The sequence below is a fragment of the Chryseobacterium viscerum genome, assembly GCF_002899945.2.
Taxonomy (GTDB): Bacteria; Bacteroidota; Bacteroidia; order Flavobacteriales; family Weeksellaceae; genus Chryseobacterium; species Chryseobacterium viscerum.
In genome coordinates this window covers 704953-727886 of record NZ_PPEG02000001.1, presented here as the reverse complement: position 1 = coordinate 727886, position 22934 = coordinate 704953, and the positions used below count along the sequence as shown (strand labels likewise).

15 protein-coding genes are annotated in these 22934 nt (G+C 37.3%); 6 read left to right on the top strand and 9 right to left on the bottom strand.

Annotated features, from left to right (window positions below; all coding sequences use genetic code 11):
* Positions 1 to 3: 3 nt before the first annotated feature.
* The 5 genes from mutL to C1634_RS03340 all read right to left on the bottom strand — a co-directional run bounded on the left by mutL (position 4) and on the right by C1634_RS03340 (position 5859).
* Positions 4 to 1794 carry a DNA mismatch repair endonuclease MutL gene (gene mutL / locus C1634_RS03360; RefSeq protein WP_109737890.1) on the bottom strand — a complete coding sequence of 597 codons (1791 nt, stop codon included), beginning with the start codon at positions 1792 to 1794 and terminating at the stop codon, positions 4 to 6.
* Between the two features lie 314 nt (positions 1795 to 2108).
* Positions 2109 to 2936: a YoaK family protein gene (locus C1634_RS03355; protein WP_109737889.1), complete on the bottom strand. Its 828-nt coding sequence runs from the start codon at positions 2934 to 2936 to the stop codon at positions 2109 to 2111.
* A gap of 30 nt (positions 2937 to 2966) precedes the next feature.
* A complete protein-coding gene (locus C1634_RS03350) occupies positions 2967 to 3461 on the bottom strand; it encodes a hypothetical protein (protein ID WP_109737888.1) in 495 nt (164 codons plus the stop codon).
* 283 nt (positions 3462 to 3744) lie between these two features.
* Positions 3745 to 5148, bottom strand: coding sequence for a sensor histidine kinase (locus tag C1634_RS03345; RefSeq protein WP_109737887.1), 1404 nt, complete (start codon positions 5146 to 5148; stop codon positions 3745 to 3747).
* Positions 5149 to 5151: 3 nt separating this feature from the next.
* A complete protein-coding gene (locus tag C1634_RS03340; protein ID WP_103234393.1) occupies positions 5152 to 5859 on the bottom strand; it encodes a response regulator transcription factor in 708 nt (235 codons plus the stop codon).
* A 254-nt stretch (positions 5860 to 6113) separates the two neighbouring features.
* Between C1634_RS03340 and C1634_RS03335 the strand changes: the two genes are divergently transcribed.
* From C1634_RS03335 to C1634_RS03305, 6 genes are all read left to right on the top strand, one after another.
* Positions 6114 to 6683, top strand: coding sequence for a helix-turn-helix domain-containing protein (locus C1634_RS03335; protein ID WP_103234392.1), 570 nt, complete (start codon positions 6114 to 6116; stop codon positions 6681 to 6683).
* 541 nt (positions 6684 to 7224) lie between these two features.
* Positions 7225 to 10050 carry a TonB-dependent receptor gene (locus tag C1634_RS03325; RefSeq protein WP_109737886.1) on the top strand — a complete coding sequence of 942 codons (2826 nt, stop codon included), beginning with the start codon at positions 7225 to 7227 and terminating at the stop codon, positions 10048 to 10050.
* A gap of 3 nt (positions 10051 to 10053) precedes the next feature.
* Positions 10054 to 11358 (top strand): DUF5690 family protein, encoded by a 1305-nt coding sequence (locus C1634_RS03320; protein ID WP_103233047.1) that lies wholly within the window; start codon positions 10054 to 10056, stop codon positions 11356 to 11358.
* Positions 11359 to 11369: 11 nt separating this feature from the next.
* Positions 11370 to 12524 carry a TIGR03364 family FAD-dependent oxidoreductase gene (locus C1634_RS03315; RefSeq protein WP_109737885.1) on the top strand — a complete coding sequence of 385 codons (1155 nt, stop codon included), beginning with the start codon at positions 11370 to 11372 and terminating at the stop codon, positions 12522 to 12524.
* A gap of 7 nt (positions 12525 to 12531) precedes the next feature.
* Positions 12532 to 13200 (top strand): HAD-IA family hydrolase, encoded by a 669-nt coding sequence (locus C1634_RS03310; RefSeq protein WP_103233046.1) that lies wholly within the window; start codon positions 12532 to 12534, stop codon positions 13198 to 13200.
* A gap of 413 nt (positions 13201 to 13613) precedes the next feature.
* Positions 13614 to 15467: an alkaline phosphatase family protein gene (locus tag C1634_RS03305; RefSeq protein ID WP_109737884.1), complete on the top strand. Its 1854-nt coding sequence runs from the start codon at positions 13614 to 13616 to the stop codon at positions 15465 to 15467.
* Positions 15468 to 15543: 76 nt separating this feature from the next.
* On the opposite strand, the gene C1634_RS03300 is transcribed toward C1634_RS03305, so the two are convergent.
* From C1634_RS03300 to C1634_RS03280, 4 genes are all read right to left on the bottom strand, one after another.
* Positions 15544 to 16020, bottom strand: coding sequence for a GNAT family N-acetyltransferase (locus tag C1634_RS03300; protein WP_228409954.1), 477 nt, complete (start codon positions 16018 to 16020; stop codon positions 15544 to 15546).
* Between the two features lie 23 nt (positions 16021 to 16043).
* Positions 16044 to 17459 carry an aminotransferase-like domain-containing protein gene (locus tag C1634_RS03295; protein ID WP_103233043.1) on the bottom strand — a complete coding sequence of 472 codons (1416 nt, stop codon included), beginning with the start codon at positions 17457 to 17459 and terminating at the stop codon, positions 16044 to 16046.
* 39 nt (positions 17460 to 17498) lie between these two features.
* The gene (locus tag C1634_RS03290; RefSeq protein ID WP_103233042.1) at positions 17499 to 17867 is read right to left on the bottom strand and encodes a hypothetical protein; all 369 of its coding nucleotides are present in this window, start codon (positions 17865 to 17867) and stop codon (positions 17499 to 17501) included.
* A gap of 231 nt (positions 17868 to 18098) precedes the next feature.
* The gene (locus C1634_RS03280; RefSeq protein WP_103233040.1) at positions 18099 to 22901 is read right to left on the bottom strand and encodes a DNA repair ATPase; all 4803 of its coding nucleotides are present in this window, start codon (positions 22899 to 22901) and stop codon (positions 18099 to 18101) included.
* Between the last annotated feature and the right edge of the window lie 33 nt (positions 22902 to 22934).

The following is a 22934-nucleotide window of genomic DNA, read 5'->3' as shown; positions in this document are numbered from 1 at the left end:
TTTTTAAAATTTGTTTTTAAAATCATTAAACGGAACTTCATAGAAGCATCTCTTGCCGTCTGGTAAAAATTCTGGGAAGCCTAATGCTGTAAAGTCTTTAATAAGCTGTTCCGCATCTTTTTTATAAATAAAGTCAAATCTTGACTTCGACTGCATTTTATTCCATTGGTTATGGTAATACTGCATAAATTCATCTTCTGTCTTGTATTCTAGAATTTCAAAAAGGTTCTCCAGAAACTTCATTGCCTGTGTTTCTTTCAATCCTTCAGGAAGTGAATCTATTCTCAGCACACTTTCATGTGCAATTTTCATGTCAAACCCTAATTCCGGAAGATATTTTTTGATCGAATTGTATTTTGTCTTTTCGATCTCATTCATATGATACTCCAGAGAAAAAAGAAGAGCATGACTGTTTGTACCTGATTTTCTGGTAGATTTGTTACCATCAGAAACCAATAACCGGTGCATTCTCCCCAAATCCAGCATGAGTGTAACATCCCCTTTATTGAAAAGCCAGTATCCGTTGGGAAGTCTCATAAGATCTTCGTCAAAATCTTCATCCTCAAATAAGTTGATCTTTGAAGGCTCTGCCGTAATATTCTGATGGTACATTTCTGTAAGGTTCTGAATTTCCTCAGGATGCACTACAATTTTTTCTTCCAGAAACGGATTATAATCTTTGTCTACAATAATCTCGGGCATTTTTACAAAACCACCTCCACCACCATTTCCTTTACTTGGAATCGGCTTATTCATCATTTGATCTAATTCCGGGTCTCTGTCAAAATCAAGGCTTGGAGAAACATTGTAAATTCCTAAAGATCTTTTAATGGTTGATCGAAGCAAAGCAAAAATAAGATGCTCATCTTCAAATTTCACCTCTGTTTTCTGCGGGTGGATGTTCACATCTATTTTCTCCGGATCAAGATCCAGGAAAAGGAAAAATGACGGCACATATCCCGGTTGAAGAAGTCCTTCAAAAGCTTCCTGTACTGCTTTATTGAAGTAAGGACTTCTGAAATATCTTCCATTCACAAAAAGAAACTGCTCGCCTCTTGCTTTCTTAGCACCTTCAGGCTTTGCCACAAAACCATGAAGCTTACACCAGATAATATCTTCTTTGATCGGAATCAAAAGCGGCTGAAGCTTTCTTCCGAAAACATCAACAATACGCTGCATCTGACTTCCTTTTCTCAGTCTGAAAACAGCTTCATCATCATGAAAAAGAGAAAACTCCAGATTCTCATGAGCCAATGCAACACGTTGAAATTCATCAATTACGTGTCTGAATTCAATATTATTATTTTTCAAAAACTTCCTTCTTGCAGGAACGTTATAAAAAAGATTTTTTACTAAAAAGTTTGATCCGTCTGCTGTCTGAATAGGGTCCTGAAACTGAAAAACTCCACCTTCGATATAAATATTAGTCCCAATGGAAGTGTCTTTCTGCTTGGATCTAAGTTCCACCTGGGAAACCGCTGCAATAGAAGCCAAAGCTTCACCACGGAAGCCTTTTGTTGAAATCTTAAAGATATCCTCTGTCGCTTTGATTTTGGAAGTGGCATGTCTTTCAAACGCCATTCTCGCATCTGTTTCGGACATTCCTTTTCCGTCATCTACCACCTGAATAAGGTTTTTTCCGGCATCCCTGATGATCAATTCAATTTTCGTTGCATCTGCATCTATAGCATTTTCCAAAAGCTCCTTCACAATGGATGCAGGGCGCTGCACCACCTCTCCCGCTGCAATTTGGTTGGCTACATGATCCGGTAAAAGCTGAATAATATCTGACATAAAAACGTAAATCAACTTACAAAAATAGTCAATGAAAACGGGAATTAAAACACTAAAATCGTGATTTAATATTTAATTATCAACATTTTTGCCCATTTATCCCCAACCATTTTTTTTAATGTTTGTAATGAAGGGCTTTAGCAAGTTTATTTATTTGATCCGGAAATTTTCATTTTTACACCCATAAAAATTAGCAAAAAACAACCAGACTATTGATATATGAGATAATTTTTCAAAAAAATACCCTTATTCTATAATAAAATAAGGGCATTTACAGCTAGTTTATACAAAAAATTAATAGTGTGTTTTATATTTTAATCCTCAAAGACAAGCTTTCTTTTTTCTTCTCTTTTAGGAATTCCATGGATTTTATCATAAAGGTAAGCCAAGAGGTTAGCCTTTTTATAAATCCTGTTGTATCTGTACTTCGTATTGAAGTGACGCACATGAATTTTATAAGCATCATACCCAATGACAATCAACAGACATAAACTGATCACGTAGAATACCCTGAACTCCAGATAATAATAAGTCAATCCAGAGAAGACGGCTCCCGTGACGTAAGCAAGCATAATACTCATCAGCAGTTTTGCTCTACCAATCAACTCTCCGTTTCTTCTGTATTTTTTCTGTGTAAACATAGATACCAGGATTCCTAAGTCGGTGGTTGTTCCGGTAAGGTGGGTGGTCTTCACAGAGAAATTGGAGATACTTGCCGTCAATCCATTTTGCAATCCTGTAGCAAAAAGCATCAGGGCTACCAAATATTCTGTCTCTTCTAGTGTTTTCTGATAATAGAACTGCCCATACACCCCTACAAAAAGCAGGCATATAATTTCCAGCACAATAGGCATAGAATGGGCAAAGTATTTACTTTTCTTATTAAAATTGATCACAATAAAGTTGGATAGAAAACTTCCGAAGAAGAATAAAAATATCCATCCGCCTACGACTCCTACCTGAGTCCAGTTTCCTTTACTGATTTCTGCCGCCAAAATAGCGTAGTGTCCCGTTACGTTCGATGTAAAAGAGAGAAATATCAATAGGGAAGCAATATTTATAGTACCCGCCGTAAAGGCAGTCAGCGTCCCCAACCTGATATTGTCTCCCAGTGTCCTGCTGTTACTATAATTTCTTAACATTTTTTATCTTTTTAAATAGTGTTTAATTTTTTAGACCTCTACAAAGATCTCTGCCAGTCTTCCTCTTTCCGGAAGTCTTTCTCTTACTTCAACCGTAATTTCACGAGACTGAAGCTCTTTGCATTTTTTGATATAAGGAATCAGATCGAATTTCCCTTTCCCTTTGCTTTTGATAGAGGGAGAATAATATGCCTCTTCAATATTTTCTGCTTTTACATACTGGTTGAATGTTCTTTGGAAGCTTCCTGTAAAAACATCACAGATAACTTTATTCACCAGATGAGGGTATTTATTACTGATTATTCCATAGGCATCACAAAATTCTTCAGGTCTGATTTTATTGAAAACCGATGTTTTGGTTGTGAATAAAAGGTCTCTGATAGAATCTCCCGAATCGTATCCGGAAGTCAGAAGGATATTATATTGATTCTGATCTTCTGATGCATCTTTCTCCTTAAGTACTTTTTTCAATATATTCAATGACTCAAGAGAGTAATCTGTCGCAATTAAAATTGTTTTAGCCATGTTCTTTATTATTTTGTATTGTGTTATCTTTTTTGATGATACAAAACTAGAACGACCAAATTAGAAGATCTTTGGAACGGAATTAAAATGTGATTAAAGAGATTAAAATGAGATTAGAAAATTGTTAAGGAGGTGTTAACATGGCAAAAAAGCAAAATCGCAAAATGGCGAATTGCTTATAGAAATTGTTTGCTATCAGATTGTTTTTCAGGCTAAATAAAAGAAACAGGGCTGTAATAAACTGAGAATTCCTGAAAAGGAAGACCCTTATTTGCCCATTCGCTTATTCCCCTTTCTGCATCATACTATAGAAATTCGGGAAACGCATTTGTACCGTTGTCCCTTGATTTTCGTGTGAACTTACGATCAGTTCGCCGTGGTGCATTCTTACAATGTTTCTTGCCAATGGAAGCCCGATTCCGTAGCCTTCATAGTTATTCGTATTGGAAGCTCTGAAGAATGGGTCGTAGATTTTATTCATTTCTACTTCAGGAATTCCGATACCGTTATCTTTTATAATGATGTAGACATCCGTATTGGTGGCTCCTAAAGAAACTTTTACCTGTTGGAAGTTAGAATATTTACAGCCATTACTGATGATATTGGCAACGGCAAGATGAAGAAGCTGTTCATTTCCCTGTACCTTTAGTTTCTTCGGATTATCGGGAAGCATACTGATATCCAGATAAATATTATTTCTGGAATCAATTCTTCTCAAGGTTTCAATAACATCCCAAAGCAGCTGGTCGATTCTTACTTTATCCATTTTCTGGATCTTTCCATCGAAACCGGTTTGGGCAATCATTAATAAAGCTTTGATCTTTTTATCCAGCTTTTCGGCTTCATCCAGAATGATTCCTAGGGTTTCTTTATATTCGTCAGCTGTTCTGCTGATAGAAAGCGCAACATCTGCCTCTCCCATAATTGATGTAAGAGGAGTTCTCAATTCGTGAGATACATTTCCGATCAGATGATTCTGGGTTTCAAAAGAGGTTTCAATACGGTTGAGCATATCATTGAAGGTATCCACCAATTCATTAAGCTCTTTATTATCCGCCTGAGCTTCTAGCCTTAAGTGAAGATTTTCAGAACTGATTTCCTTTACTTTTCCTGTAATTTTTAAGATCGGTCTGAATAAAGTTTTAGACAGATAAAAAGAAAAGATCATACTGAAGAACAGAGAAAGCACAATACAGGTAAGCAGGGTTCTTTTTAAAAAGCCAAGATAATAAACAACGTAATGGTTTTTGGCCGAGGCAATCGCAATATAATCTTTATCATCATACTTGAAACTCTGGCCTATATAATAGAATTCCTCATCATTATAATTGGATTCACCTTGTTTGATAATATTTTTAAAGAAATAATCCGGAATATGAACTTCCTGAGAAATTTTCTTGAAATTGGAATCTGTAGGCACCGCGAAAACGTAGTCTTTTTCCATCGGAAGTTCCTCATCATTCAGGCTGCTGAGAACATAGTTTTCCGGAAGATCGAGGTGGTCTTTGCTTTTTTCAATCTGAACAATGGTTGCCGTCCTGATCTTTAGAAGCTCATAAAACCTCTGATGTGAAAAATTAACGATTGAAAAGTACACCAAACCACTGAACAGCAAAATGATGGCTGTAAAAACCAACATCAAAAGCACCATCGTTTTGGTCTGATTTGTAATCACTTTATTAAACATCCATTATGTTTTTTTCAATACATACCCCATTCCTATTACAGTATGAATCAGTTTATTATCATCCTGATGATCCAGTTTTTTTCTTAAATAATTGACGTAAACATCTACTACATTGGTTCCCAGCTCATAGTTTACTCCCCATACCGCATCCAGAATTTCCGCTCTTGAAATTACTTTTTCAGGATTATTCAGGAAATACAGCAGAAGTTTGTATTCTGTTGATGTCAGAGAAATATCTTCTCCTGCACGGCTCACCTTCTTGGTATAATCATTTACCATCAGGTCTGAAAACTGAAACACATGTTCATTATCCGGCTCCGGTTCAGCGATTTCCTGAGGTCCGTTGTTGTTGCTTCTTCTCAGCAAAGACTTCACACGCGCTACCAGTTCAATGAATTTAAAAGGCTTTACCAAATAATCATCTCCTCCACTTTCCAGTCCGAGAACGATATTTTCAGATGTTCCTAAGGCGGTAAGGAATAAAATAGGAACGCTTTGATTGGTTTTTCTTATTTCTTTACATACATCCAGACCATTCATTTCCGGAAGCATAATGTCCAAAATTACCAAATCGAAATCATTGCCCTGCACCAATTGCACTCCTGTACGACCGTCAAAAGCCACAGAAATTTCATATCCATTTTCCTGAAGTCCTTTTTTGATAAAAGAGACTACACTGGTTTCGTCTTCGATAAGAATAATTTTTTTCATAGATGAAATAAGGAGTTTTACAAAAATAGGGAAATTTTCTTGGGATGGGCAAAAAGGGAAATGAGCGATTCAATTCTTTTCAAAAGAAAACCTGCCTTGTTGTTCTTTCACATCATTGGCCTCCTCCAGCCTTTCATCCTCTATAATAATTTTCAATGAATTGATTCCCGCCCTTGTCCAAACTCTATAGAATAATATTACCTTTGCTTTTAATAGAATGACGAAAAAATAATTCAGGTTAAATTGCACAGCGTATGAACGACTTTTTAATAGGTATCGGTAAGAGATTAAAGGATATTAGAAAAAAGAATAATTTAACCATCAACGAACTGGCTTTCAAAGCGAATGTGAGTAACGGTCTTGTTTCCAGGATTGAAAATGGAAGAACGATTCCTTCGCTTCCTGTTTTACTGGATCTGATTCAGTCTCTTGAGATTGATGCCAGTTATTTTTTCGAAGGAGTGGAGAAAAAGTCCAATGCCAAGTTCATTTATGTTCCAAAAGAAAGCCAGCAAACCATAGAAAAAGAAGTAGAGGCTGAAGGATTCAAGTATATGCATATCTTCAGCAAAAGCCTTCATTCTTTGGGTTTTGAAGCAGTATTATTGACTCTTGAACCTAATTCTAAAAGAGAAAAGGTAATTACGGATGCCTGGGAATTCAAATATATCCTGAAGGGAGAAGTAAAGTATCTGATTGATAATGAGGAAATCATCTTAAAAGAAGGAGATTCTTTATATTTCAACGGAAAGTTTCCCCACGTTCCGGTAAGCATCAGCGATGAAAGCTGTGTGATGCTTGTTCTTTATTTTTATACTGCTTAAATACTTTTTTTAACGCAAAGTTTTTATCCAGCAAACCTACGACCTTTAAGAGAGCAAAGAATGGAATCAATTTCATTGATTCTTTCTAAGCGTATACCTAATCATTACACTTCATCAGCGACAACGTCGCTGTCTTTGCTTTCTTAAAATATATCAGCTGACCTATTAAACTTTGCATCTAAAAAATAATCACTTTTATTCTTCACTCGTCAAATTTTGATTTCAAGTCTCTTACAAAAGTTTACAAATATGCAACTTTTGTTTTTCCATTTTCTTCCAAGATGAACGAAATATTAAGTAAAACAGGGCAGTTTTCGGAAGATTTCTATTCCTTTTATTTTCAGTAAATATTTGTGAAAAGTATTGAAATAGTGAATTTAAACTTTGTTTCATCCTGTTTTCAAAGGCTGGCATTAATGGGTTTAAAAGTAAAATAGGCGTAACAAATAGCACTTATTTGTTAAATAATACTTAACACAAAATATTTATATATATTAAAATTATTGGCGTGATTTGCATAAAAAATTTAATATATGTAAAAATGAAAACAAATTTAGAGAAATTACTTACCCTTGTTTTTGTCTGTTTCATAGTCTTTATTTCAGCGCAGAAACAATTAATTATAGGAACGGTTCTTGACGACAGCCAGCCTCTCCCCGGGGCCACAGTCAAAATAAAAGGCTTATCTAAGAATATAGCAACTGATATTGAAGGAAAATTTACCATCAATGATATCAAAGAAGGTCAATATATTTTACAAATCAGCTATATCGGTTATGAATCTACAGACATCAATATTGATCTGAAATCAGAGCAAACGGTAGATTTGGGAATCATCAAACTTTCTCAGCCGCGAAAAAGCATTGATGAAGTGGTTGTTACCGGAACGTTGAAAAATACGGAAGCAAGAGCTTTAAACCTTCAGAAAAACGCGATCAATATCACCAATGTAATTGCTTCTGATGGGATTGGGAAACTACCGGATAGAAATGCTGCAGAGACGGTACAGCGTGTACAGGGAGTTTCTATCGAAAGAGACCAGGGAGAGGGAAGATTTGTTTCTCTGAGAGGACTTCCGCCATTCTGGGCCTCTACCACCATCAACGGAAACAGGCTTCCTACTGCTGAGGAAGAAACAACATCCAGAGCAACAGCATTCGACTTCTTTCCTACAGAACTGATCTCTTATGTACATGTAAATAAGTCTTTTACTCCTGACATGGAGGCTGACGGCATAGGAGGAGGTGTGAATTTTATCACCAAAACGCCGCCTATGAAAACAGAGTTCAAAGCAACGGTAGGAAGCGGATACAATGCTAAGTCTGACAAAGGCGTTTACAACCTTGGATTTTTATATGGAGGAAGAACAAAGGATAAAAAATTCGGGTACTTATTCAATTTTGCCCATTTCATAAGGAATTGGTCTACGGATAATTTTGAAGCGAGAAGAAGTGGCGATGAAGGCGTTTTCAGACTGGAGCTTCGTGATTATAACGGAGTCCGAAAAACAACAGGGATCAATACTGCTTTTGAATACGTATTGTCTCCAAAAACAACCTTCTATTTAAAAGGAATGTATGGTACGCTTTCGGATGACGAAACACACTATAAACACAGAATCCGATTTGACAAGTTCAGCAGTGCCAACAATACCGCAAGAGTGGAACTTCAGAATATCCACAACTTATTGATTACAGAACTTACTTCTGTGTCTTTGGGAGGTATTCATAATTTAAATAAAGGAAAGATCGACTGGGATCTATCTTATTATGATAACAAATTCAAATATGGAAATATTCCTGACAAACAGAACAATTCTTACTATGTTATTAAATATACTCAATCCGGTGTGGGCATCAATCCTGATTATATTTCAAATCATGGAAATGGTCCAAGAGCCTACTGGAAAGTTGATGGCGGGAAGTTAGACTATAAAAATCCGGATGCTCTTTTCGGTTTCTATAGCGATCCGAACTTTAAAATGGATGCTTCTCAGATGAGATTTACAGATCTTGAATTCTATAAGGTTTTTGTAGAGGAAAAAGATAAGATTGTAGCAGCATTCAACCATGAGATCAATGCTTCTGATAAGCTTACTTTAAAATATGGTTTTAAATATAGAGATAAAGAGCGTAATGCCAGATTCTCCGATATTTTCTACAACTGGAGTAGCGGAACAGCGCCCCTTCTGTCTGATTATTCGCAATACATCACGACACAAGCCAACGGACCGCAATATTTAAGTGAAATGAATACCCACATCGGTAATACTTTTGGCCCTGTACTTTCTACCAACGGAATGAACCAGTTTTGGTATCAGAATCAGGGAAATTTAAAGATCAATACCGCAGATTCCGAAGCATTGGAATACAATAAAGCATTAGGAAGAAACTTTGATGTGCTTGAAAAACATGCAGACGCCTATGGAATGGCAACGTATAAACTAAATGATAAAATCACCATTCTAGGAGGAATCAGATTATCAAACACCAATACTAAAGTGAAAGGATACACCGTGAATGATGATGTGCTGACTCCTGTAGAAAATTCCAAAAATTACCTGGCAGTACTTCCGATGATTCATTTGAAATATACGCTGAATGATAAAACCAACCTTCGTTTTGCTGCGACAAGAACTTTCTCAAGACCCAACTTTGGAGATCTGACTCCAGGTGGTACTTATAGTGAAGCGGATAATGAGTTTAAAGGTGGAAATCCCAATCTTAATCCTACCTATTCTTTGAATTTTGACCTGATGGGAGAATATTACTTTTCCAATGTAGGAATTCTGAGTGGCGGTGTTTTCTATAAATCGATTACAGATCCTATTTTCCAGGATTCTTTTATCGGAAATTATAATGGAATGAATGGAGTACAGTTTACGGCTCCCAACAACGGAAAAGCAGCTTGGCTTGGAGGTATTGAGCTGGGAATTAATAAAAGATTCGACTTCCTTCCAGGGTTTTTACAGTATTTCGGAGTTCAATTGAATGCCACATTCATGACTTCTGAAATGGAGAAACCAAGCGGAAGAAAGGTAGCTCTGCCGTATCAGGCAAAGGAATTGTATAATGCACAGCTTTTCTTTGAGAAAAAAGGATTCAATGCAAGACTTGCTTACAACTACAAAGGAAAATACGCTGTAGAATATGCTGAAGACGATATCAATGACTCTTATTATGGTAAATACAGCAATCTGGATTTCGGAGGTTCTTACCAGTTTACGAAATACCTGACTCTGTATGCAGATGTGAACAATATTCTGAACAAGCCTCTGATCTATCATTTCGGTAAAAATGAAGACCGTCCTGAGCAGGTAGAATATTATGGCGTAAGATTCAATCTTGGAATAAAACTGAATTTCTAAACCATGGCCAGAACCATCAATAAAAAAACATTAGTAACACTGAAGGCAGCTTTTGCCGCTTTCGGTGTTTACTTCTGCATGTACGGTTTCCGAAAACCTTTTACTGTAGCTTCATTTGAGGGACTTGCCTACTTCGGGGTTGATTATAAGATTCTGATTATTATTGCCCAGGCTGTAGGGTATTTCATCTCGAAATTCATCGGAATCAAGTTTATTTCCGAACTGAAACCTCAGAAAAGAATCACCTATCTGTTCACCTTCATTGCTATTGCTGAACTTGCCTTATTCGGATTTGCAGTTGTTCCTGCTCCTTATAATATTCTATTTATGTTTATCAACGGTATTCCGTTGGGAATGATCTGGGGAATCGTTTTCTCCTATATTGAAGGACGCAAAACGACAGAAATTATAGGGTTATTTTTATGTTCAAGCTTTGTGGTTTCTTCAGGTTTTACAAAATCTGTGGGAAAATTTCTGATGGATACTTTCAACATTTCAGAATTCTGGATGCCCTTTTCTGCCGGACTTATTTTTATCATCCCTTTACTGCTTTTCGGATTGCTTTTAAATAAAATTCCGAAGCCTACAGAAGAGGATATTTTGCTTAAAAACAAGCGACAGCCGTTGAATGGAAGAGAAAGAAGAGCACTCATCCAGCAGTTTTTTATTCCTATTGTGTGTATTATATTTCTGTATATCTGTTTAACGGTTTTAAGAGACTTCAGGGATAATTTCAACCGTGAAATCTGGGATGGCCTTCATTTTAGTTTTGACAGCTCTATTTTCACCTTAACGGAAATCCCTATTGCAGTAATGGTGCTATTAATCTTAAGCTTTATGGTAAAAGTAAAGAACAACAAAAAGGCGTTTGCCTACTATCATTATATTCTTTTTGCCGGAATTATTACGGTAGGACTTTCTACCTATCTGTTTCAGCAGGGCTCATTATCTCCTTTTTTATGGATGACCATTTCTGGCTTCGGAATGTACATCTGCTATATTCCTTTCAACGGAATTTATTTTGACCGAATGATTGCAGCATTTGAAATCAAAGGAAATGTAGGTTTTCTGATCTACATTGTAGACTCATTCGGGTACCTTGGGAGTGTCTTGATTCTGCTGTACAAAAACTTCGGATCAGCTCAGACTTCATGGCTAAATTTCTATATCAACTTAAATTATATTATTACAATCGCTGTTTTAATTCTCTCGGTGATTGCTTTTCTGGCTTTCCGAAATAAATCAAAGCCGAAATCAAACTCAAATTCTAATCAATTCATCAATTTCGATACGTCTAAAATTTTATAAATAATAATACAATGACAACAAAATTTGATTTACTCGTTGTAGGAGGTGGAATTTTAGGAACATTCCACGCTTATCATGCGCTGAAGAAAAATCTTAAGGTCGCTTTACTGGAAAAAAATTCTGTTCCTCAGGGTGCCACGGTAAGGAATTTCGGACAGGTAGTACCCTCCGGAATGGATCTGAAATGGCAGAATTTCGGAAGAGAAAGTCTGGCCATATATAATGAACTTCATGATCAGGCAGATCTTACCATCAGGCAAAACGGATCTGTATATATCGCTTCCAATGATGAAGAGCTTCAGCTGATTGAAGAACTTTATGAAATCAACAGAAACAATGATTACGAATCTGTTCTATTATCAAAAAACGACTGCATCAAGAAGTTTGACGGACTTCGTTCCGATTACTGCAAAGGAGGTCTGTTTTTCCCACAGGAACTTTCAGTAGATTCTGCAGAAATGATTGTAAAGCTTCATAAGCTGCTTCAGGAAAAAATGGGCTTGCAGATTTTCTACAATACAACGGTACTGGAAACCCATGAAGATGATCAGAAATGTACGGCGGTAACTGCTGACGGAGCGGAATTCAATGCTTCTAAAATCATTATCTGCGGAGGACACGAATTTAAAACTTTATATCCTAAAGTATTCAATGACAGCGATCTGGAAGTAAGCAAACTTCAGATGCTTCAGACCAAACCGCAAGGAATTTATTCGCTTCAGGGAAATATTCTTACAGGGCTTTCTATCAGAAGATATGAATCTTTCGCTGAATGTGCTTCTTTTCAGAAAATCAAGGCTTTAGAAGATCCAAACTCATTTGAGAAGAAATATGGTGTTCATATTTTGTTCAAGCAGGCTCTTGACGGTTCTGTCATCATAGGCGATTCTCATGAGTATGCTGATGCTAAAAATGCTGACGATCTTGGATATGATCTCAATATGGAGATTGATGAGTTTATGATTCACGAGGCTAAAAAAATTATTGATCTTCCCACGTATGAAATCCAGAGAAGATGGTTCGGAATCTATTCCCAGTGCAAAACAAAAGATATTTTTGAGCACAGCCCATCTGCCAACATTCATATTGTAACGGGTATCGGTGGAAAAGGAATGACGGGAAGCGGAGGCTTCTCCAAATTTAATATTGAAAAAATTTACGCATAAAATTTAAATGAAAAATATAGAATTACTGGTTCTGGATATGGCCGGAACAACAATTGATGAGGACAATGTAGTATACAAAACGCTTACGAATGCCGTGAACGATTACGGCTATGTGGTAAGCCTGGAAAAGGTATTATCCAGCTGCGCCGGAATGGAAAAACTGGAAGCCATTACAAGTCTTTTAAAGGAAATCAATGGCAATCCAGAGGATGCCCCTGCTATTTTTGAAAATTTTTCTGACCAGCTAAAGGAATCCTATAAAAACCTTGAGGTAAAACCTATTAACGGAACCGAGGATTTTCTTCTAAGCATGAAGTCTCAAAACAAAAAAATCGTTTTGAATACAGGATATACTTCTGAAATCGCTCATCAGCTTTTGAATAAGCTCAACTGGAAAGAAAGTATCCATTTTGATGCTTTGATTACTGCAGATGATGTCTCAGAAAGCCGTCCCAGCCCTGAAATGATTCTTCTTGCGATGAAGAAATTCAATATTACTGAAGCCAATAAGGTTTTAAAGGCAGGAGATTCTGTGATTGATATTGAAGAAGGTAAAAATGCGGGCTGCGGACTAACGGTTGCTGTACTTTCAGGGGCTCAAAGCAGAGAAGAACTGCAAAAAGCGTCGCCTGATTATATTCTGAATACCATTTCGGAGGCTGAAGGTATTCTTTAGCATCCTCTTTTTCAACCTATTTTTTTAATACTTCTTGGCACAAATGTTTTCATGGATACTTCTATTGAAAATGTTTGTGTTTTTTTTAACCACCCCGTCAAAAATTCTTTGAATTTTTGCCACCCCTCCAAAGAAGGGGAATATAGTACGTTCGATTGAATATTTATTAAAACCAGAAACTTCAGGCAAGCTTTTGTGGACTTTCTATTCACAAAGTCTTTAGCTTACAATAAGTAATGTCATTTTCTTTTGTGGCTTTTGTGGTTAGCATTCAAGCTTTTTTCGTAAGCTTTTTAATTATCAATAAATTAATTTTCAGTTCACACATGTTTACAAATAGTAAACTAATTTTACAATTATTAAAAATAAATTACTATTTGTAAACTTTTACGATTTAAAAACCTTTTTTTCCCATGAAAACAAAACTATTCTCAATGGCTGTTGTAATGAGCTGTTTCCTTGGAGCTCAGACCAAAAAAGTTCTTTTTATCGGTATTGACGGATGCCGTGCAGATGTAATGATGTCTACCCCCGCTCCTAACATCCAAAACCTCATCAGTCAGTCGATCTATTCTATTGACGGGCTTTGTGCTTCCACTACCTGGAGTGGAAACGGATGGAGCACGATGCTTACAGGTGTATGGCATACCAAACACAATGTTCAGGACAATAATTTTACCAATCCGAACTATGTCAATTATCCTGACTTTTTAACAAGAGCTGAAACCTTCAATCCCAGTCTGAAAACGATTTCCCTTGCTCACTGGGCCCCGATCAATGATAAGATTGTACAGAATGCTGATGTAAAAACCAATCTGGCAACAGATCTTGCCGTGAAAAATGCAGCCGTAACCGCTTTGCAGAATGACAATCCTGATATTCTATTCGTAGATTTTGATGATGTAGACCATGCAGGACATTCTTATGGTTTCGCTTCCAGCATTCCACAATATGTATCTTCTATTCAGACGACAGATACTTATATAGGAGAAATTGTGGCCGCTATGAAAAACAGGCCTTCCTATAATAATGAAGACTGGCTGGTAGTACTGACCACAGATCACGGAGCTATTGAAAGCTCTCACGGAGGAGGAAATCTTTCAGAAAGAAATATTTTTACGGTGTATTCCAATCCCGGATTTACACCACAACAGATCAGCAAAACTGTTCTGGAATCTAACAAAACGTTTAATCAGTTGAATTTCCCGGCGGGAACTTATGCAAAACCTGCTAACCAGACTCCTTTTAATTTTGGATCGAATCAGGATTTTACGATTGAATTTTGGGTAAAACCTAATACAGCCTACTCCAGTGATCCGGCGATGATTGGGAATAAAAACTGGGCAAACGGAAAAAATAAAGGGATTATTTTCTCAGGATATTCCGGGCAGACTTTCAAGATGAATATTGGTGACGGTACCAATAGAATTGATCTTGTGGGCGGAAAAGTGGAAACCAATAAGTGGAAACATATTGCTGCCAGCTTTGACAGAGATGGTCTTGTAACCCTTTATGAAGATGGTGTTCCTGTGACTTTTGCTAAAATGAATACCATTGGAAATATTGATTCCGGGCTTCCTTTCACACTAAATCAGGATGGAACCAATACCTACGGGATCAATCTTGCCGCTTCTTATAAAGATGTAAGAGTCTGGAAATCTGCTCTTCCCAATGATGTTATCGTGAACTGGGCTAACCAGGATATTACACCTTCGCATCCTTATTATTCTCAGTTATTGGGCAATTGGAGATGCAATGAGACCTCAGGAAATACGTTGACAGATTCAAGTCCAAATGGCAATAACATGACGGTGACAGGTTCTCCAACGTATAATGCCAATACTGTCAACAATTTTAAAGTTTACGATTATACCTCAACAACAAGAGAAACCGACCACTTCCCTACGGTATTGAACTGGCTTTGTATTCCGGTACAGTCTTCATGGGGAATTGATGGAATCAACAGAATTCCTGCTTGTATCAACGAGGTTCTGACAACAAAAGAAACGAAGGCAACAACTAATGATTTTAAGGTATACCCCAATCCTATTTCAACATTCATCGGAATTCAGTACAAGTCTGATGATAAGGAAATTAAAGCAGAAATTATCGATAGCAAAGGGGCTCTTGTTTCTACAACCCGTTTACAGTCTTCGAGAGGTTTTTATGATGAAAAAATCAATATTGGAAATATTCCGGCAGGGGTATATTTCATTAAAATCAACGGAAGCAAAAAGTCACTGACCAAGACTTTTATCAAGAGATAAAAACAGTAAAGCAATTAGATTTAATTTTAATATTAGAACAAGGATATTCTTATCCGAGTTCTAATATTTTTTTTGCTTATTTGCTGAAAATCAACTCCATTCGAACATCTGCACGATCATACTCAGCTTTGCCGATAGGAGTATGAATAAAGCCTAATTTTTCATATAGTTTAATAGCCGGAACCAAAATAGAATTGGTCACTAAAAAGACTTTTTCTGCATTAAGCTCTTTCGCTTTTTCAACCAATGCATTTCCCAGCAGGTAGCCCAACTTTTTACCTTGAGCTTTAGGACTCACAGCCATCTTGGACAACTCAAAAGTAAGAGGATTATCCTCCGTTTTTACCAGGGCACAGGTTCCTACTGCTTCTCCATTCAGCAAAGCAAAAGCAATATGTCCACCTTTATTTAAAATTTCCTCTTCCGGATGATCCAGCAGTTTATAATCTCCTGGTTCCATCACAAAGAACGTTTTGATCCATTCTTCATTCAAAACTTTGAAAACTTCTTTATACTCAGGTTGATAACTTATTATTGTTACTTCATTATTCATATCATTCATCTCTTTAAATGGTATTAAATTCTATTTTTAATCATTTTTCCCAGTTTTTCCAGGTCACTTTCTACGCGGTCTGTCCATTCCAGGGCGTAATTCAACCGCATACAGTTCTGATACTGGTTATATTGTGAAAACATTCTTCCAGGGGCAAAGTTTACCTTCTGACTGACAGCTTTATCATAAAGATCTTCTGTACAGATTCTCTTATCCAGCTCCAGCCAAAGCATAAAACCTCCTTTGGGTTCTGAAATTTTGGTATTATCCGGAAAATATTGGGTCACCGACTTCTGAATCTGCAGATAATTAGCATACAGCTTTTTCCTGAACGTCATCAAGTGATGATCATAGCGACCATGCGCAAGAAAATCCGCAATCACATCTGAAAACAAGGAAGGTCCGCTTACCGTCTGAACCAGTTTCTGACGGATAATTTTCTCTTTAAACTTTCCGGGGGCCACCCATCCTACTCTAAAGCCCGGAGCTAATGTTTTGGAAACGGAGCCTACCCACATTACAATTCCTGCTTCATCATAAAATTTACAAGGTTTCGGTCTTCCTGCCCCGAAATAAATATTTCCGTACACATCATCTTCAACCAAAGGAACGTTGTGCTCAGTAAGCATTTTTACCAGCTCTTTTTTGTTCTCATCAGGCATCTGAAATCCCAGCGGATTATTATAGTTCACCACAAAACAACATGCAGAGAGCTTCGGAAGTACCTTTTTCAAGGCGTCCAAATCTACTCCTGTGATGGGATGTGTAGGAATTTCCACAGCTTTCAATCCTAATAACTGAATCGCCTGAAGAATTCCAAAATACACGGGACTTTCTACCGCTACTGAGTCTCCGGGCTGCGTGACAGCCATTAAACAGTTATAAACAGCATTCATTGCACCGGAAGTAATGACCAGATCATCTTCTGTGATTCTCCCTTCCATGACCATTGACCATTTGGCAATTTCCCGACGCAGCACTTCGCTTCCCTGTACAGGTTCGTAATTGGTTCCGCTGTCACTCTTCCTTTTCATCACGTCAATCATACATTTCTTCATCTTGGCAACCGGAAGAAGGCTTTTTCCGGGAATACCTAATGCAAACTGCGTAACATCTGTACCTCCAATGCTTCCAAATACTTTATCAATTAAATCCTGTGGTGTATTCTTACTTTCCGAAACCTTCATCTGGGTAACGGACGGTAGCGCAAGCTTTCGCTGGGAAGTCTGGCTTACATAATATCCATACTTGGGGCGTGATTCTACCAGGGAACGGCTTTCCAGTTCCATATAAGCCTGCTTTATGGTGTTCAAACTTACGTTATACAATTTCTGGGCACTTCTGAGCGAAGGCAGTCTGTCTCCAAACTGCAGTGTTTCGCTTTTGATCTGCTCTGTAACAGAATTGGCTATTTTAAGGTATAGAACATCTTTCGGCATGAATACGGTTTTAAGTAAATGTACAATTTTATACGGGTTCTATTCAAGATTCAGCCAGCTGATCATTCGATTGATACTGCTTTTCAATTGTTCCGGATCTCTGAAATTGGGAGTATTATTCTTTTTACAATATCTTTCAGCACTGGAAAAAAAGTTCTCCATTTCTGCTTCTGACATTCTGTGTTTATTATAAATTTTAAAAGAGATTTCCCCTTTTTCACTCATAATAAGACTGGCAAAAGCAATTACTTTATTTCCATTTTTAGCCAAAAGAAAAGGAAGTCCGAAATTCCGATCCGCTTTCTTCAAATTCTGTGTCTCCAGAAAAATATTTTTCAGCATCCACATATCTGATATATAAGCTTCAGCATATTGGAATTGTATCTGACGTTGAACGATGGTTTCCATATTTTCTTCTTTAGCTAAACAAAATTATGGAGTATTTAATCTTGGATACAGATACAGAACTATACAATATTATGGGTACAGAATTTTTTATGTAATCATTTTTACTCTCGCAGATGGAGCAGATTTTTCTCATGAAGAGCTGGTGACTGTAAGATTGACAAAAGCATAGGAATACAAAACAGGCTGCTTCTATCTGAAACAGCCTGTTTGCAACTATTTAAAGTTTCATGGTTATTGTTCTGCTTTTTTCAGGACTTCTTTGATCCCTTCTAATCCGTCACCAAACTGAGCCAGCAGCGCTACAATCTGTGACATCCTGTCGTTTTCTCCTAAGCCTTTTAAAGTTTTGTTTTTTACAAAAGTCTTCTTGATTTCCTCCCAACGTCCTCTCTCTTCTTCTGAAATAGCACCTATCAGCTCTTTCAATTTCAGCATATTAGATTCTGCTCCTGTCGTCAGGGTCTGAGATTCGTTCTGATAATGATTCAATACAATCTGAACGACTTCATTCGTTTTCAGGATCGGCTGGATCTGTGCAATAAGCTTATTCATATTACGATAAGATCCCTGCAGTTTGAATGGTGGTTCATTCCTGTAATCATCTGACATGGCAGCAGATGCAATATATTCTTTATTGACCTTTAAAACCATATTTCTTACCATGATGGTATTGTGTAATACTGCTCTAAAATCAGCGATTTCATTTGAACTAAAGTTTCCTTTCAGGTTATCCGCAGGATTATCGGTCATCACACAGTCATACAATTCATAAAGATTCTCCATTCCCGGATGGGTCAATCGGGTCAGATATTCATTAGACATCAGGGCATTTTCAATAAGGCTCAGATCAAAAAGAGTTGTTTTTGATCCCGATATTTCTCCCAGGTTGTACGTATCTGAACGGTTGGCAAGCATATCCGGGATTTTAAATTTCTCTCCATTCTCGGTATATGGGTTTCCTGCCATTACCAGACAGAATCGCTTGGATCGAAGGTCATATGTTTTACTTTCCCCATTATAGATCCCTTCAATTTTTCTCTGTCCATCAGCAAGGGAGATGAATTTCTGTAAAAACTCAGGGTTACAGTGCTGGATATCATCCAGATATAACATGACGTTATCCCCCATTTCCAGCGCAAGGTTCAGCTTTTCAAGCTCCTGTCTTGCTCCTGCATTTTTGGCTTCTGCAGGATCTGTGGATACAATATCATACCCTAAAGACGGTCCATTTATTTTCATAAATACCAATCCCATACGCTCCGCCATATATTCCATCAGGGTTGTTTTTCCATAACCTGGTGGAGATACGAGAAGAAGCATTCCCATTCTGTCTGTTCTTTTGTCTGAACCTGCTGTTCCTAATTGTTTGGCCAGATTGGCTCCAATCAAAGGAAAATAAACATCATTGATCAGTTTATTTCTCACGAATGAGCTTAATACCTGAGTCTTAAAAGTATCTAGTTTGAGTGCTTTTTTCTTGTCGCTTACCCATTTGTATTTTAATTCCTGTAATTGTTTATACTTTGGAACCGTGACTGTATTAAAATGGTTCAGGCGGGATACGAATTCAAAATAGTTAAGATGATATTCTGTGTCCTTTTCAAGAGATCTTAGTTCTTTTATGGCTACTTCAAAAGAGATACTTTTGATATTTTTGGGATCAAACCTTTGGGTAATGATAAATCCTGCGGTCTCCTTTATGATATTTTGATCCGCTTCGGAATCAAAGGCCTGTAATGCGCTTTCAGCAATATAATAACAAGCTGAAGGATACTGATACATAGCCTGTAACTGCGCAATAAACTCAAGATCTCTGCCCTTTTCTTTCAGCTCTTTCAAGAATAATTCATATAAAGCACCTGCTTTTTCTGAGATCAGGAAGTTGTCTTTGTCTTCCTGTTTCAGGTATAGGGCAGCGCTGATATAATCTGTATCTGCAAAAACGCCATGAGATGATGCAAAAGCATTCATTTCCTGTGACAATTCCCTGCTTAAATACTCAAACCCCTGTTTTACAGTAAATGATTGGGCAATAATGGCTGCCGCTTCAAACTGTTTAGCATAATATTCTTTTCTTTCATTTTCCAGAAAAAACCAGAAAAGCTGTGCTAATGCCCTCTCCTGTGCCGTGAACCTCATCAGTCCCAGCTCATTGTGCATCTGCTGAAGTTTCATTACAATGCTTTGGGCATCTTTATCATGAATTCCTTTTACTAAACCTTCTCCGAAATGTTCGGCCGTGAATTGTTGTACAGCTTGTTCGTTTTGCATCTCCGCAGCCACTTCCTTATGGGCAGAAAATACATTCCAGGCCAGATATTCAAATCTTTTTACCTTGCTGTTTTCTGAAACAAATTCCTGATTCCAGACTTCTTTGAATTCCTCTGTGGTGAAGTTCAGAGGTTCATAAAAACTGGTTCCGGTAAGGTGGTAATAATATTGAGCATTTCTCAAAACCAGGGTAAGATCCAGTTTCTGCTGGTTAACCGCAAATTTATAGTCTCCTAATGTAATGATGCTTTCACCATCTGTATAGATCTCTTTTTTATCTTTAAGCTTTCTTACGGCTTCCTGCTGAGAGGTTTTCAAAAGGGTCTGAATCTCTTCCGATTTTGCCGAATCTTCCAGTTCTGAGAGCTGTCTTGAAAGATCTCTTACCTTTTCAACCATCAGATCTGCAGCAAAATAGCCATTGATCTCATTTTCAGAGTCTAAAGATTCTGCTTTGGTCTGTACGGATTTCAGAATTCTCTGTGCGGAATCGAACAGGTTCTGAGTTCTTTTATTTCTTGATTCGGTAAGCTGTGCTCTTTTGTTCTGGAAATGTCCGTAGACTTCTTCTCTTTTGGTTTCTATCTGCTGGATAAATTCTTCAAAGTCGATAAATTTCGCCTCCATCTCTTCCAGCTGAATAGAAAGTTTGGTGAGATGTTCATCACATTTCTCAGGCGTTTGGGAAAGCTCAAGGAAATTGATCACAGACTGGTCAAATAGGGTAATCTGAGCCTGGAAATCTGAAGCCAGTTCTTTTCCTGAAATTTCTCTTTTTCTTTTGCTGAGTTCCAGCCTTTCCTGATTCAGTCTTGCAAAGATCAGCGATATGTTTTCTATGATCTGAGTAGATTGAGAAGTATCTTCTATTTTAAGATTGTTGACAATATCTACCAGTAATTCAAGCTGGCTGGAAAGGATATTGATATTTTCTTCAATTGTTTTTGCATCAATTGCTTTCTGCAGAGCCATGATATCTTCTGAGATCTTTTGCGCTTTTTCTTCATAAGGCAGCAATGCTCCTTCCTGCAAAAGAAAATCCACACAGGCATTTGAAAGTTCTGTATAACGGTCTGCAAGGGATTTATCCAGTGAATCCAGCAAAGCGGTATCCGCATATTTAAGTTCTCTTGCGCCTGCAACATCTCCTCTTAACGCTCTGATCTGCGAAAGGGCATCAATATATTCTGTCAGCTGTGAATAGTGAAGCCTTTTGGTATCGTCCAGAATTTTTTCACAAGCATGTTTTATCTTTTCTAAAGCTTCTTCCGTGTTCTTCTTCTGCTCTACTACTTTTTCGTATTCATTGATTGCGGAATGGGCAATCCCTCTGATCTCTTTCAAGGGGACATCCAACTTCTGAACTTCATCTTCATTCAGGAAATAATACGTATCCAGAATAAAGGTGGAAAGCTTCACAATATCATCATAAAGACCACTGTATGAATCTTTTTTATTGAGAAGTGTGATCAGCTCCTGGCTTTCTGCCATTACCCGGACTATATCTTTATTTCCTATTTTGTATAATAAACTGTCTGCTTTTTCAATATTGGGAGCCAGTTCTTTGGAAAATGGGGTCTGCCAGATCTGAGCCAGATGGTGTTTGGTTGTTTCAATACTTTCTCTGAGATAGATCAGCTTTCCGTCGTTGAGAAAGGTAAATCCACTGCATCTAATGGGGGTTTCTATGGTCTGTGTGATGATATTATAGGAAATCAGCTGATAATTGTTGGTTTTATCATCATAGAAAACATATAAAAAATTCTCACCGTTAGGCTCTATAACGGTTTTCAGATAGTAAAGTCTGTTCTCGTCCTGAGAAATAACTTTTAATCCTCCGGTTTGAAGGGCATATCCGTTGGAAAATAATACCCCTTGATTTTCCGGAAGCAAAAGTCCTGAATATTTCAGGGCATCTGCTCTGGAAACCTTTTTTTCTTTGTGGTTATAAATGAAATAACGTTCTGTTTCCTGGTAAGGCTTTATTTTAAACAAAACAAGATTATCCAGATCGCAGAAATGGATCTCTGCATCATCAAGATTCTGGTCTTTATGGAGTACATCTTCGGAATAAATCCCTTTTCCCGTATCTGTATTGTCTTCTACTTTGATGGTAATATCTCCGCCAATACTTTCTACAAAAACTTTATCTGCTAATGAAATATGCGGATGTTTTCCCGACCGCTGCATATCTCTTGTTGCCTTTGTCCATACAAAAACGTGCTGAGGAGGATATGCCGTTTCTGAAGCACTTCTGGAGTTGATGTAAATAAGCTTATTTTCTTTAATAAGCCATTTAAAAGCTTTGATATCTGTCGTACTTTCTGACAGTTGAAAAACCATATACAGATAGTTTTCCGTAAAGGCGAATCTGGCAAAGAATGTATTTCTGTAATATTTGTAAAGGTTTTTGAACTCGTCAATAAACACCTCATCATTGATTAAGGTATAGTCCTGAGGTTCAAAACGGTTGTTATTCATTTTATAGATTGAAAAAACATCCGAAATGTTGATTTCTGTCTGAAGCCCAAGATGTGCATTGGAACCAAATATCAACTGATCACCCAAAGAATAGATATCTTTTGCAATACACGTGTGATCTGTAGAAATTCTTTCGTTGGCAATAAGAGAAAAATCTACGCCTCCAAATATATTTTTACGGTTCTCATTGAGCTTCTGAAGCCTCTGAATCAGGTCGTTTTTCTGCTCATTCAGACGGTTTTGAATGATTTCGTAGGTTCCGGAATTAAGTTGTTCTGACATCGTTTGTATTTAGGTTGTCATGACTGCTGATGG